This window comes from Streptomyces sp. NPDC002742 (genome assembly GCF_042888885.1).
Lineage (GTDB): Bacteria > Actinomycetota > Actinomycetes > Streptomycetales > Streptomycetaceae > Streptomyces.
The window spans coordinates 57,250-70,299 of the sequence record NZ_JBIAQF010000039.1 but is presented as its reverse complement, the minus strand read 5'-3'; the positions used below and the strand labels follow the sequence as shown (position 1 = coordinate 70,299).

General features: G+C 68.2%; 11 protein-coding genes and 3 pseudogenes. 9 read left to right on the top strand and 5 right to left on the bottom strand.

The window, feature by feature from the left end; all coding sequences use genetic code 11:
- Positions 1–80: 80 nt before the first annotated feature.
- Positions 81–296 (top strand): HNH endonuclease, encoded by a 216-nt coding sequence (locus ACFYW8_RS40720; protein WP_389091164.1) that lies wholly within the window; start codon positions 81–83, stop codon positions 294–296.
- A gap of 122 nt (positions 297–418) precedes the next feature.
- Here the strand turns inward: ACFYW8_RS40720 and ACFYW8_RS40715 are convergent, their stop codons facing one another.
- From ACFYW8_RS40715 to ACFYW8_RS40705, 3 genes and pseudogenes are all read right to left on the bottom strand, one after another.
- Entirely contained in the window at positions 419–1,342 is a 924-nt protein-coding gene (locus ACFYW8_RS40715) for an immunity 49 family protein (protein WP_389091162.1), read from the bottom strand.
- 94 nt (positions 1,343–1,436) lie between these two features.
- Positions 1,437–2,202: pseudogene (locus ACFYW8_RS40710) on the bottom strand (IS701 family transposase); the annotation flags it as partial.
- Positions 2,203–2,397: 195 nt separating this feature from the next.
- A complete protein-coding gene (locus tag ACFYW8_RS40705; RefSeq protein ID WP_389091159.1) occupies positions 2,398–3,297 on the bottom strand; it encodes an NmrA/HSCARG family protein in 900 nt (299 codons plus the stop codon).
- Positions 3,298–3,402: 105 nt separating this feature from the next.
- Here ACFYW8_RS40705 and ACFYW8_RS40700 point away from each other — a divergent pair, with 105 nt between their 5' ends.
- Positions 3,403–4,152, top strand: coding sequence for a TetR/AcrR family transcriptional regulator (locus tag ACFYW8_RS40700; RefSeq protein ID WP_389091155.1), 750 nt, complete (start codon positions 3,403–3,405; stop codon positions 4,150–4,152).
- Positions 4,153–4,319: 167 nt separating this feature from the next.
- Here the strand turns inward: ACFYW8_RS40700 and ACFYW8_RS40695 are convergent, their stop codons facing one another.
- Positions 4,320–5,957, bottom strand: a complete 1,638-nt coding sequence (locus ACFYW8_RS40695; RefSeq protein ID WP_389091153.1) for a hypothetical protein — start codon at positions 5,955–5,957, stop codon at positions 4,320–4,322.
- A gap of 400 nt (positions 5,958–6,357) precedes the next feature.
- Between ACFYW8_RS40695 and ACFYW8_RS40690 the strand changes: the two are divergent.
- The 6 genes and pseudogenes from ACFYW8_RS40690 to ACFYW8_RS40665 all read left to right on the top strand — a co-directional run.
- Positions 6,358–6,678: pseudogene (locus tag ACFYW8_RS40690) on the top strand (hypothetical protein); the annotation flags it as partial.
- Between the two features lie 171 nt (positions 6,679–6,849).
- Positions 6,850–6,981, top strand: coding sequence for a hypothetical protein (locus ACFYW8_RS40685; RefSeq protein ID WP_389091148.1), 132 nt, complete (start codon positions 6,850–6,852; stop codon positions 6,979–6,981).
- Between the two features lie 743 nt (positions 6,982–7,724).
- The gene (locus ACFYW8_RS40680; RefSeq protein ID WP_365875039.1) at positions 7,725–7,982 is read left to right on the top strand and encodes a hypothetical protein; all 258 of its coding nucleotides are present in this window, start codon (positions 7,725–7,727) and stop codon (positions 7,980–7,982) included.
- Complete coding sequence (locus tag ACFYW8_RS40675; RefSeq protein WP_365875041.1) at positions 7,979–8,350, top strand: fic family toxin-antitoxin system, toxin component; 372 nt, start codon at positions 7,979–7,981, stop codon at positions 8,348–8,350. The genes ACFYW8_RS40680 and ACFYW8_RS40675 overlap by 4 nt, the downstream gene beginning before the upstream one ends.
- Before the next feature lie 676 nt (positions 8,351–9,026).
- Positions 9,027–9,496: pseudogene (locus ACFYW8_RS40670) on the top strand (transposase); the annotation flags it as partial.
- A gap of 11 nt (positions 9,497–9,507) precedes the next feature.
- Positions 9,508–9,831, top strand: a complete 324-nt coding sequence (locus tag ACFYW8_RS40665) for a hypothetical protein (protein WP_389091140.1) — start codon at positions 9,508–9,510, stop codon at positions 9,829–9,831.
- Positions 9,832–10,294: 463 nt separating this feature from the next.
- Here the strand turns inward: ACFYW8_RS40665 and ACFYW8_RS40660 are convergent, their stop codons facing one another.
- The gene (locus tag ACFYW8_RS40660; protein ID WP_389091136.1) at positions 10,295–11,212 is read right to left on the bottom strand and encodes a LysR family transcriptional regulator; all 918 of its coding nucleotides are present in this window, start codon (positions 11,210–11,212) and stop codon (positions 10,295–10,297) included.
- A gap of 100 nt (positions 11,213–11,312) precedes the next feature.
- Between ACFYW8_RS40660 and ACFYW8_RS40655 the strand changes: the two genes are divergently transcribed.
- Entirely contained in the window at positions 11,313–12,335 is a 1,023-nt protein-coding gene (locus ACFYW8_RS40655; RefSeq protein ID WP_389091131.1) for an NADP-dependent oxidoreductase, read from the top strand.
- Positions 12,336–13,050 lie beyond the last annotated feature (715 nt).

Genomic DNA, 13,050 nt, shown 5'->3' with positions numbered 1-13,050 from the left:
GGACCCTGTCTTCATGCACCGGCGCCGCCGCGATCACCCGATCCAGAACCCAGTTCGACTGACCACGCCCATCGACCGGTATGCGGAAGCCTTCTCAGGACTGGGTCAAGTGGTTCACGGGGAGCCTCCGGGCGATCCACGTGCACCACCTGACCTACCGCAGCAAGGGCGGCAGTGATCACCCGAGCAACCTGGAGCTGATCCACACGACCTGTCATCGCCAGGTACACGCTGGCGACCGGAAGCTTGACACCCACCGGCAGCCACAGGCCAGCTTGAGCCGGATGCGGGGATGACTCGCACGTCCGGTTCTGAGGGGGCCGGGGCGCAGCAATGCGTCCCGGCTACCCGACTGCTCGGCCGTCTGGCGGGGGCGCCCCTTCCCACGCGGCGGGGGTGGCGGCGGCCCGGCGGCTGCCTACAGCTGCGGGGCAGCCAGCAGCCCTTCGGGCAGATAGGCGGACCGGATGCCCAATTGCCAGCCGTGCGCAAGGCAGGCGAGGGCGGCCAGCGTGGCGGCGCCCACCGGAAGGAGGCTCCGGGCAGCCGGGTCGGCGCCGACGCTCTCGCGGTGCGCTACGAGTCGTTCCTCAAGGGCCCTCTCGAACGCGGCCTGGTCGTCGTCGAGCAGGACGCGCAACAGCTGTTGGTCCCCAGTCAGTGTCCCGGCCGCGTCGAGCTGTTCGGCCGCGCGCGCCCGCTCGGCATGATCCGGCTTGCCCAGCGGTACCAGCCCGGGAAGTGCGCCGGGATAGCGTCCCTGGACGACGTTCAGGTAGCCGCACAGGGCGTCCATCTCGGCGAGATCGGCCGGGTCCGACACCGACTCCCGCTTCGAGTACGGAACGCCGTCACGGATGTCGGGCGCATAGTCATCGCACAGCAGGGGGCCTATCACCCGGTCCCGCTCCCATATCAGCCCGCTGATCACGGACCACGCGAACGCATCGGTCCACGTCCGTGCCGTGGTTGCCGGGTGGTCCGGCTCCCACTCCTCCTCATAGTGCAGCTCCTCGCTGCTGAGGGTCTTCGTCACGAGCGGGAGAGGGACCGAGAAGTCGCCGTCGGGGAAACACGCGAGACTCAGCACGCCCAGGGCGCACTCCGCGGCTGTGATCAGGGCGGTGCGAGAGTCGGACGTACGCAGGGCCGGGTCGGGTACGGTGCGCGCGGCGACGTGGTCGGCCAGCTCCTCGCCGAGGTCCCTGAGCCCTCGCTGTAGCGGCATGTCGCCGTAACGCATCTCGTGCCACCGGCCGAAGGCCCGACTCCACATGTCCTCAAGGGCCTGGGCGATCCGCTCTTCCACGACTGTGTGACGTGCTACTGCTTTGATCGTCATGCCAGCCATCCTGGCAGTACCCACCGACAGCGCAGTCCCCCCTCAAGGTGTCGGATCCTCGAGCTCGCCCGGACCGTCCCGCCCGTCGACGCCGACGGCCGGGACGGCGGCGTCGCCAGGCGGACCAGTTGAGCCGGTGGGCCGGGCTGTGATCGGGCCGGACAGCGACAGCGATGAACAGGCGCCGGATCTCGTTGCAGGTCAGCGGGATCAGGTCGTCGGACGTGGAGCGGTGTGCGTGTTCGTCGGCGCGGACGACGGCGAGGAATGCGTGGGCGAGCATGGCGAGGGTGACCCAGCGGGTCCAGAAGGGGTAGCGGCGAACCTGGTGCTCATCCAGCCCGGCTAAGTCCCTTGTCGCTCTGGAAGGTCTCTTCCACTCGCCATCTGGAAACCTGCGACCTTGACCAGGGTGGGCAGGGGTGCCGGCGTGATGGAGTGACAGCGGTAGCAGGCGAGTTCGCCGGTGGTGCGGTTGCGGCGGATCAGCAGCTGGTGGCGGCCCGGCGACGGGTTGGTGAGGTCGATGACGGCCCAGTCGTAGAACCGCTGTCCCTTTGCGCCGCGTCCGGCCGAGGGCTTCTGTCAGGCCCGTTTCGGCACCTTCCGCGCCAGGGCATCGGCTCGGAACGTGCCTGCGGCGGTGGGCACTTCGGCCGAGCAGGCCGCCGCGAGCACATAGCCGATGCCGTGTTCTTCCAAGGCGACCCGTAGTTTCGGGTTGCCGCCGTAGACCTCGTCACCGTGACCCAGCCGACGCGGCGCCCGGCGCCCAGGAACCGTTCGATCATCACCCCGGCCAGTTCCGGCTTGGTCGCGAAGACAGCAGGCCCATCACCAACCGCCCGGCCCGCAGGTGGGGTTCGACCTGCGCGAACCGGCCCGCGATACGGCCTATGGCCACCTCGAACGCCCCCCGCCAACGCGCGGGATCTATGTTGTGACCTGCAGCCACCGTCTCTTCGTCAGTCCACAGAACTCGCGATGATCAACGGTGGCCGCACCCATGTCCGCACCGGCTTCGATTAGCAAGATCACGGCCAACAGCTGGGGTACTAGGCGGTTTCGAGGAGTCGCTTCCGCCGCAGGGCGGCGCCGGATTCGGTGAGCCAGCCTGCGAGCGTACGCAGTCCGGGGTGGATGATGCGCAGTACCTCGATGTCGGCGTGCCAACGCGATCCGGCTGCCCAGCGCTCCCGGGCCTGGGCGATCTCGGGGTTGAGCGCGGCGGCTTCGGCGGGGGTGATCTGCTCGTAGCGCACCGCGGTACCGGTGGCCTCGCTGATCGCGGCAACCGCCTCGGCCGGGGTGGGGGCGTCCCCGGCCAGCTCCAGACTCCGTCCCGCGAACCGGTCCGGCTGGTCGAAGGCCAGCGCGGCGAATTCGGCGATGTCCTCCACCGCGATGATCTGGACAGGTTCGTCCGGCGGGAAGATGTGCCGGTGCACGCCGTGGAAGATGCCGTCGAGACCGATGGGTGTCGAACCGAGATAGTTCGACATGAAGCGCACCGGGCGCAGCACGGTCACCGACCGGATCCGCTCACGCAGGTGGTCCTCGATGCGTTTCTTCCCCTCGGAGCCACCCGGACGACCCGGTGTGGACGCCACGCCCGTGAACACGACGTGCTCGACCCCCACGGCGGCCGCGGCATCGATCAGTGCCCGGCCCCGGGCGAACTCCCGTTCCACGTCGGAGCCGGCCGGCCCAAATGCCACGGGCGGTACGGCGAACAGTGCCGCTGCTCCCTCCAGCGCCGCAGGCAGACTTGAGGGGTCGTCGAAGTCGCCGCGGACGAGTTCGGCCCCGGCGGTCTCGAGTGCCTTGGCGGCGGGGGCGGTCGTGTCCCGCACGAGCGCGCGCACCGGCCTGCCGGCGGCCAGGAGCCGACGTGCGGTGGCGCCGCCCTGCCGACCGGTCGCACCGGTCACTACGACCAAGCGGTCAGTGGTCATGTCGTCCTCCACCCCGGGATTGTCGGTGGGCACGGTCGGGTTGGGCCCGGGGTCGATGTGGAATGCTCCACCCGGTTGAGTCCGACGGACAAGGGATTTCGTGACATGACCGCAGCCCCCCACGACGTCGGCCGGGCCGATGCCCGCCGCAATCGTACGAAGGTCCTCGCCGCCGCTTCCCGGGCGTTCGACGAGCACGGCCTGGACATCTCGCTCGGCGCGATCGCACGGCAGGCGGGGGTCGGTGCCGGCACCGTGTACCGGCACTTCCCGAGCAAGGAGATCCTGCTGGAGGCCGTACTCGTCCAGCAGGTCGACGACCTGGTGGACGCCGCTCGACGGTGGGAAGCCCGCACTGACCCTGTTGCGGCGTTCTTCGGCTTCCTCTTGGAGGTCGTCGACACGTCCCACGGGCGTAAGCACGCGTGCGACGCCTTGACCACGGACACGAGCTGGCCGCGCCCGAGCCTGGCCGCGTCGGCGCGACGGTTCCGCCAGGCACTCGACGAGCTGCTCCGCGCAGCCCAGCAGGTCGGCGGGGTCCGCACTGACGTCAGCGCGGACGACGTCGCCGCGCTCACCGTCGGGTGCGCGACGATGCGGGGCGCCCACCACGACCGGAACGGCGGCACCCGCATGGTGCGGCTGGCGCTGGAGAGCCTGCGGAATTCCGGATCCGTCACGGAAGGGCGGGTGTTTCGTGACGCGCCCGGCACGCTTCACGCGGCGCCACGGTGCGAGCAGTGCGGGACCCGGCTCGACGCCCGGCCCACTGGCCGCCCGGCCCGCTACTGCGGAGCGACTTGCCGACAGCGAGCACGTCGCCGCCGTCTCGGACCGGCAACGATTTCCTAGCGGAGGATGAGTCGCTGGAATCGGAAGGCGCCACGCACTGCAATGGCCGGTGTCCGCGGTCGACGTTGCTGTTTACCGCCAAAATGCCGCATCCCAGGGATGAAGATCACGATCTGCGGCTGGAGTACCGATTCCCAATCGCCCCGTCTAAGCGTTCCGCAATTCGGCTAAGCGTTCCACAATTCGGCGAGCAGCGCCTTCACCAGGGGGTTCGCGCTCGCGGGGCGGGCGCAGAAGCGATCCTTGAGGGTCGCAGCGACGTCCTTCGCCTCCGTGCGGATCGACGCGGGGTCGTAGCGGCCGTACTTGTAGATCCACATGAGGTAGAGCGCGGCACGCGTGAAGCCGCTGCCGGGGTCGAACTGCGCGTCCATGCCGTTCGGAGTGCCGGTGGCGCCTGTCCAGGCGGTGCATGAGGTGTGGCCGGGATCGCCCACCTCGTTGTGGCGGGCCTCGTGCATGAACAGGTAGAGCGAGTGGATGTACGGGGTGGCCACGGTCGGCTGCGCCGGGTTGTTCGACCACAGCGTGAACGTGCGGTCGAGGTTCATCACCCCGCCGCCTGCCGTGTTGCCCGTGGTATCCAGCGAGACGCGGACGGTGTGGGTGTTCAGGCGCACCTGTTCGTAGGCGCTCTGGGCCGTTCCGAATGGAAGGGGCTGGAGGAACCGCTGATGCCGGAGCGCGTCGAGCTTGCAGATGACAGCGGTCCGCGACGGGTTCGGGGAGGTCTGGGCGAACGGATAGCCGGGGTACGACGCCCACTGCCGGGACGGATCACCGGCAGCGCCGTCCACCCAGATGAACGCGAAGTCGCCGAGCACACGGTCGATCTCCGCCTGCGCCGGTGCCGCCCGGTACAGCTCCCACAGATCGGCGAATACGCGGACGCTGATGCTCCGCTTCAGGCGCTCCTTGGAAGCGGTGATCACATGCGTTCCTGGTGACAACGTGACGGTCGGCGCCCCCGTGCCGAGCAGGCCGTCACGGTCCGACTCCCAGGTGATGCCGTCGCTGTTCCAGGACGGCCCGGTCGTACTGAGGATGTTGGCGTCGAGCACGGTGTTCTCGCCGCTGACGAAACGCTCTCCTTCGAGCGGACTCTTGATGTTCACGGACCCGCCGAACCACGGGGACATGCTGATCCCGGCGTGGTTGAACCGGAATCCGAGGCCCATCCGGTCGACGACGCTGCCGTTGAGCGCGAGTGTCCACAGCCGAGAGAAGCCGTCGGCCTGGTTTGCCACGAAGTAGAAGCGGTCTTCTGACGGCGAGTGGCACAGACCGCCGAACACGCGCAGTCCCGCACCGAAAAGCTCGGTCACGGTTCCGCTCAGCTTGATCGAATAGAACCATGTGAAGTCGTCGTGCGTGATCAAGGCGTAGAACGTGTCGGTTGCCTGCACGTAGGTCAGGCCGTTGACCACGCCCACGGCGACCGAGAAGAGTTCGGAGGTCCCGCCGCCCATCGTGACCTGATGGAACCTGGCGATTCCGTCGGAGCCGTTCGCGACCGCGTAGAAGCAGTTGTCCGTGCCGCGGTAGGCGATACCGCCGTTCAGCTTCGCGCCGACCGGAGCCACGGTCTGCAGTGTCCCTCCTGTGCTCAGGCTGCACAGGAGAGGACCGGCGCCATTGGCCGGTGCCACGGTGTAGTAGAGCCGCGTCGACGGGTTGTAGGCCAGCCCGGCGAGTTCCTTCGTCGTCCCGATCGGCTGCTGCTTCACGGTGCCCTGGACATCGATGGTGGTCCAGGTGGGATCGGTGCCCGGATGCTGGGAACCGATCGCGTAAAGGTCAATCATGCGAACCACCACGGATTGTCGACGCTGAGCTTCTCGGCCGCTTGCAAGATCATGTCCCGCCGGAGACGAGGCTGACATGGATGGCCGTACGAACGTGTGAGACGCGCGCTCCGCCCGGAGGAGCACTCGTCCGGCACAGGCAACTCGACCCGCTCGGCATACTCGTCCCCGAACCCCGAAAGAACATCTGCCGTCAACACGCGGAACCAGGGCCCCTCCCCACCGGCCCGCCGTACCTTGATCTGAACCGGTCCGGGTTCGGTAGAGATCCCGGATGTTGACTGTGACCTGTGAAGCATGAGCGCTTCCAGCGGGCCTGAGACGCTGCTGACCCCGGCCGAGCGGGCCCGGGCCGCATTGACGGAGCGGAACCGGATACGCCCCCACGGCCGCCGAGGAGCCGACGCGCGCGTCAGTGGAAGCCGACCGGGCCCGGCCCGGCACCGTCGAGCAGCTGGCTTCCCTTCCTGGCATCACCGTCCTGGACCTGGACCTGGCCGCCGCCCTGGCTCTCGCGTGCCAGGAGACCCGGTTCACAGCACACAGTCAGTACGCGGCGCAGCCCACCCCCGACCGTCCCGCCGGCGCAATCATCGTCACCGCCGCCCCTCAACCCCCTGACGCGAACCGGGCTTCGGACGACCTCATCAGACGGCATCGAAGTCCGCACCGGATACCCGCCAGGACGAATAGGCCGGGCCCGCACCACCGCAAACGGTGATGCGGACGGCCGGCGCACGTGAATGCAGGTCGGCGCTGCACTGCGCGCGACGCTTCGCGCCCACGGCACAGTTCGGCCCGCTCGGCGCGCATACCGCACCGCCGCCGCGTGCCCCGGGGCTGGACACTCCAGACGGCAGTTCTGGGCGGAGCGGACTCGGAGGAGCCGCTGATGCTGCCGCTGGAGGCGATCGAGCTGGCCGCCTTCCGTCTCTGGCACGAGCACGACAGGTCCTGGTGGGGGCTGCTGCTCGGCGGCTCCGGCCTTCGGCTGACCACCAGGCTGTACGCCGACCTGCTCTGAACTAGCCGCTCTGACATATGAGTTCGACGTCTGAGTGCCGTCGTGTCAGCATGTGTGGGTGGAGCGCCCGTTCCTCAGGGTCCGTAGCCGTTGGCGCGGGAGGGTACTCACCATCGGTCGGTGTCGGCGATTGACACGCGATCAGCCGAGAATGGGCCACCAGACGGGACTTTTGCGCTGGACTGCCGTCAGGCGCCAGCCGGCCGACGTAGAGGTCAACGGCAGGAACCGGACCAAATGTCCGGGGTCCTGTCATGCGTTGGATCCCGGGCGGAAAGGCCTGGCCCAGCCGGTGCAGAACTACCTGTCGATCTGTGAGTCCGTCTTGACGTCAGCGTCGGCCATCGTGGTGATCGCATCAGAGATCATCCGTAGCCGCCGTCGCCGTAGTCGCCGTAGTCGCGGTGAAGATCAGGACGGTGGTCAGGACAGCTGACCTCAGCGGTGGGGCCACGGCCGTCGGCCGCGGCCCCACCAGTTCTCAGGTGAACCTCGACATCCCGAGCTGGACGACTCCAGCCGGCCGTGGCTTCCCTGAACCAACTTCGAGCGGGCGGTTGGCTTGTCGGCGTGGCAGCAAGAGGATCAATGATCACTCGCGGGGACGCCCAGTCCGGATCAGGCCGGGCGCGTTCGCGTCTGCCGGGGTGACGCCACAGGTCACCGAAACCTGGGACCGCGGTCCACGCGTCTACGTGCTGGTTCCACGTCCGCGCCTGCTACCACCCTGCTACCATGGGGAGGTGGATACCACGAGGAAGCAGACGCAGGTCCGGCTGGAAGAGGAAGTGCTAGCGGCCGGAAAGGCCGCCGCGGCCGCTCGTCGGCTGGATTTCAATAGGTACGTGGAGCGGCTCATCATCGAGGACACCACCGGTGCCCGCGCTGCCGGGATGACGGCCGCCCAGCGGCTCATCGATGAGCACGGAACGTTCCTCGACGATCTGGAGCAGCAGCTCGACGCCCCGTACGCTGATCCGCGGCCGGGCGCCGCCGCGTGATTCTGCACGTCGACGAATCCTGGATCCTCGAAGTGGCGGAACGGGCCGGGCGTCGCGACCCGGCCCCCGACGACTACGGCGTGCCCATCGCCGCCGTCGCCCGTCACCGGGGCGAACTCCTCGACACGCCGGTCTACGACGGTGCCTACGCCCGCGCCGCTGCCCTGGTCCACAGCCTGGGCCGCTGCCGCTGGCTGGAGCGTTCCAACCTCACCGTCGCCTGCGCGGTCGCCGTCATGTACCTCGAGGCCAGCAACATTCCGGTGAACCCCACACGCGAACAGCTCACCGCACTGGCCCACGAGCTGAACAACCCGCGCTCCACCGCCGCGCGGATCGCTTCCTTCCTGCGTACCTGGAAACCCTGAACACGCGGATCGCTTCCTTCCTGCGTACAGGGACTGGAAACCCTGAACACAGGGAGCCGTCTTGGAGCCGTGGACCGGAGTAGTTCACCGCGCCGGATTCGATGCGCGTCGGCATACCGCCGCGACGTAGGGGAATTCGGGTACGCTCTGGGCGCTGGCGAAGGGCTGGAACCGGGGAGCAGGGCTCCGAGTAGTTCGGTGACGCCCTTCTCCATGAGGCCAGCAGGGCGTCATTTAAGCCACACCCGCGGCCATACGGATCCCGCCCGCAGCAGGAACCGCACGACACACGACGGCGACGCTGTCGCTGTCGGCCGCTCTCCCCGGGAACGGTGCAGGCGACCCCTCGCCCCCGTAGGCAGGTCCCGCAGCAGGGCGCGAAGCCGAGTGGGCTCGGAACGCCGCACCGGCCTCGACGCCCCCGGCATGCGCCGGTGATGATTCCGGGCGTCACCGTCGTCAAGACGAGTCCGTTCGACTGCGTACGGTACGAACCCGCCTCGTGCGGAGTCGGCTGGCCGGGTGGCGCTCCGGCGGAATTGCCCGACATGACGCAGGCGAGCACTGACGGCTGCCTGCCCGTGGGTTCCCGGCGTGGCCGGATGCCGTGATCGGCGCGGTGCCCCGCGCACGCAGCCGGCTCGGCCCGTCTACCAGTACAGGCGCAGGCACGGGGTGTTGGGTTCACAAGACGGCCAACGTCCTCGGCTGCCTGCCCAAGTCGGCCCAGCCCGCGGCGAAGAAGGCATCCAGGACATCTACAACGCCGAGGACAAGGAGCACGCGGCCAAGGCGGTCAAGGGGTTCGAGAAGCAGTACAAGGCGAAGTTCCCCAAGGCCGTCAAGAAGATCACGGATGATGAGGCCGAGCTGCTGGCCTTCTACGACTTCCCCGCCGAACGCTGGATCCATCTGCGGACCACGAACCCGATCGAGTCGACCTTCGCGACCGTGCGGCTGCGGACGAAGGCCACCAAGGGACCCGGCTCCCGCGCGGCCGCCCTGGCGATGGTGTTCAAGCTCGTCGAGTCCGCCCAGGCACGATGGCGGGCCGTCAACGCACCCCACCTCGTCGCCCTGGTGAGGGCCGGAGCCCGCTTCGAACGCGGCGAGCTCCTCGAACGCCCCGAGACGCTCGCGGCATAAGGTCAGCCACCATGACCGACTACAACACCTACGGCACCAGCACACACACCGCGAGTGAACTGGTCTGCCTCGTCACCGGCCACCTCGATGTGGTCTTCACCGAGCGCGAAAGTGACTACCGGGGTGTCTACCACCTCGCCCAGGGCACTTACGGACGCATCGAGATCCAGCCGAACGCCATCCCCGGCGATGACCGCCAGGACGACCTCTACACCCCGGAACACTCGTCGGTCCGGGTCCTTTTGCTCACCGATACGCCGGCCCCGGAGCCCACCCTGCACACCCGCCTGGGCACCATCCAAGATCTCGTGCACCTGAGCCGCGAATCATGGTGAGCCGCTGCTGATCCACAACTCTTGACAATCACTCCCCGTCTCGACGCCTTTGGGACTGAAGCTGGAGCCGCGGTCAGCGGCCCACTGGTTGAGCAGGCACTGGACTTCCTTGACCCGGTCGTTGGCCTGGCCGTATTTGGTGTTGGTCGTGAGTGTGGTGCTCCACCCGGCCTACAGGTAGATCGTATCGGGGTCAATCCTGTACGTGCAGGAGTAGGTGGTGGCCGCTTTCACCGGCGCCGCGAGCTGTGATCGTGCCACGCCTGCCGCAGAGGCCGTCGGCGCCGTAGTAGCCGACGCCACGGTCACGCCCAAGCCGAGCGAACGCCACCGTCGGCATGCCTAATCGCCTGGTTCCCGTCATGCGGAATCTCCTCTCAGTGTGGCCACGGCGCTCTCACTCACCGTATCCGGCGGGGTCGACCGGGCCGCGGCCGTCGACCACTACCGGGCACCGACCTGATCAAGTCTCGACGCTGAGAAGGCTCACACCCTGGGGGACCGTGGTCCGCAGTTCTCTCACCAAGGCGCGCACGACGGCGGATCTGGCCAGTTCGGAGGTGGTGACATAGCCGACCTGGCGTGTCGGACGCTTGGGGCCGAGATCGGTGACCGCGACCGAGTTCGGTGCTCCGACCAAGGAGAGCGCAGGCATGATCGCCATTCCGTGGCCTCCGCTCACCAAGGAGAGCACCGCTCCGTCGTCCTCGGCGAGGACGGTCGCCGTCGGAATCCAGTCCTGTGCAGCCCACCAGTCGCGGGTGTACGAGCCACAGTTTTCGGCCCAGTCGACCAGCGGCAGCGAACGCGGGGCGACGTGATTCACCACGTGTACCAGAGCATACGGATCCTCAAAGAGTCCGTTGGTGACCAGTCCCGGGAGAATCGGCCCGGACCCACCCAGCGTGGCGATGCCGATGTCGGCTTTTCCGTCGGCCACTTCGCCCGCGGTTCCGCGCCCTACCTCGCGTACGATCCGCACCCGCGGCTCAATCCCGGGATGCCGGGCGCGCAGCCGCTGAAGGACGGCCGGCAGCAGGTGGAGAGCCGCGCTACGGAAGGCCGCGATCCGCAGCGGCCCCTCCGCAGCGTCGGATCGGGCCGCACTGCGCGCCTCAGTGATCAGGACATCCAGCAGGCGCAGGATGCGGCGGGCGTGCGCCACGGCCTTCTCCCCGGCAGGGGTGGGGCGGGTGCCGGTGCGGCCGCGTTCGAAGAGCACGGTACCGATCTTGCGCTCGCTGCCGCGAACCGAGTGGGAGACCGCGGACTGAGTCAGACCAAGTGTCTCGGCCGCGGCCGAGAAGCCGCCAGTATCCGCGACCGCCAGCAGGACTCGCAGTTCATGCGGGGCGAGATCGGAGTCGGTCGCGCGGGCCACGGGGTGCTCACCTCAACGTATGAGAACTGTTCATGGAACGGGGTTTTGCATGAGCCCAACGAGCTTCCCGCCAGGGGTATTCCCTTCCTACGGTCCGGTCATGAACGAGACCGCGCTCACCGTGCACCAGACCGCCCGCCCTCACGGCTTTCCCAGCGCCAAGCACTTCGCCTTCGTCGAGTCGATGGTTTCCGCCCCCGCAGCAGACAGCGCGCTTGTGGAAAACCTCTACTGGTCCGTCGACCCCTATCACCGCGAGTTGATGGACGACGTGCCCGGCGGCTTCGCGCTCGACGCACCGCTGGAGGGTCGTACCATCGGGCGAATCATCGCCTCGCGTACGCCTCGTCTGGCCGAGGGCGAGATCGTGTTCCACCGGCAGGGCTGGCGCACGCACGCAGTGGTCACGCCCGAGGAGATCCGGCAGCTGCCCCGCTTCGACAGAGTGCCTCTGACCGCATATTTGAGCGTCCTCGGTGGCACAGGCCTGACCGCCTACGTGGGCCTGACCCAGATCGCCCGGCTCCAGGAGGGCGAGGACCTTTTCGTGTCGGCCGCCGCGGGCGGTGTGGGCACTGCGACCGGGAGGTTCGCCCGGCTGCTCGGCGCCGGACGGCTCGTAGGCAGCGCAGGCTCGGCGGCGAAGGCCGACCATCTCACGCGGGAGGTTGGCTATGACGCTGTCTTCAACTACCACGACGGTCCGGCCGCCGAACTGCTCGGCAAGGCCGCACCGGACGGCATCGACCTGTTCGTCGACAACGTCGGCGGTGAGCAGTTGGCCGCAGCGGTGGGAGCACTGCGAGAGTTCGGGCGCATCGTCCGCATCGGCACGATCAGTCAGTACAACACTCCTGACGCGCCACCGCCGCGCTTCAACTACGCGGACATCGTCGAGAAGAGCATCCGCCTGGAGGGCTTCTTGGTCAGCAACCACCTAGATATGCAGGAGGAGTTGTACGAGTTCGCGGTACCGCATCTGCAGAGCGGCCGACTCGCTCTGGACGAGACGGTGGTTGACGGGTTCGAGCACATCGTGGACGCGTTCCTGGGAATGCTGAGCGGTCAGAACACCGGCAAGATCATCGTGCGAGACCGCACGCAAGCCTTCTCCGCGAACTGACACCGCCAGCGCCTCCGCGCTCTTCCCGCTCAGTCCAGGCCCAAGGCGGGCCCGGCCATCCTCGGGGGAGCCGGCCGCGCAACGGGCGATTCGCGGCCGGCGTCGAGGCACGGCCGAGCACAGCGAACACACAGGACCAGCAGTGCGTCGAGCGGTAGCGGTGGCCATGGCGGCGCCGCTGATCGGGCTGCACGTTCACTGGCCCCCGGGTCGGCAGCTGTTGGGCTTCGACGGCGTACGTTTGGAGAAGCGGTCACGGTGACTGGCGAGGACCGCGACCGTGAAAGCCGATATGCAGAAGGGCCTCTGCGTGGTCGACGGTTTCAAACACCTTGATCATCAGGGGGCGCGTCATGCGTAGGCCGCTTCCGCCCTGGGCGCTCACCGAACTTCCCCCCTCGCTTGAACGCCTGATCGAGTGAGGCGAGGAGTAACCCTGGTCGATTTCGAGAAACCCCGTCAGCCCAGCAGATGCGCCCGGACCGAGCGCGGGCAGCTGGACGCCACCGCACCGGCCTGCGCGGCTACCTGACACCGGAGACCAACGACGAACCCTGGGCGGTCTCACCTTCCGGGTCGAGGACCTCCTCGGCACAACCGCGAAGAGGATGCCACCGCACTCGCCCTGACGGCCGCCGACTGGCTGCGTGGAGCGGCGCAGAACGCCGGCACCCGAACGCTGATGTCCGCGAGCTCGTCGGCGAGCCCGCGTCTG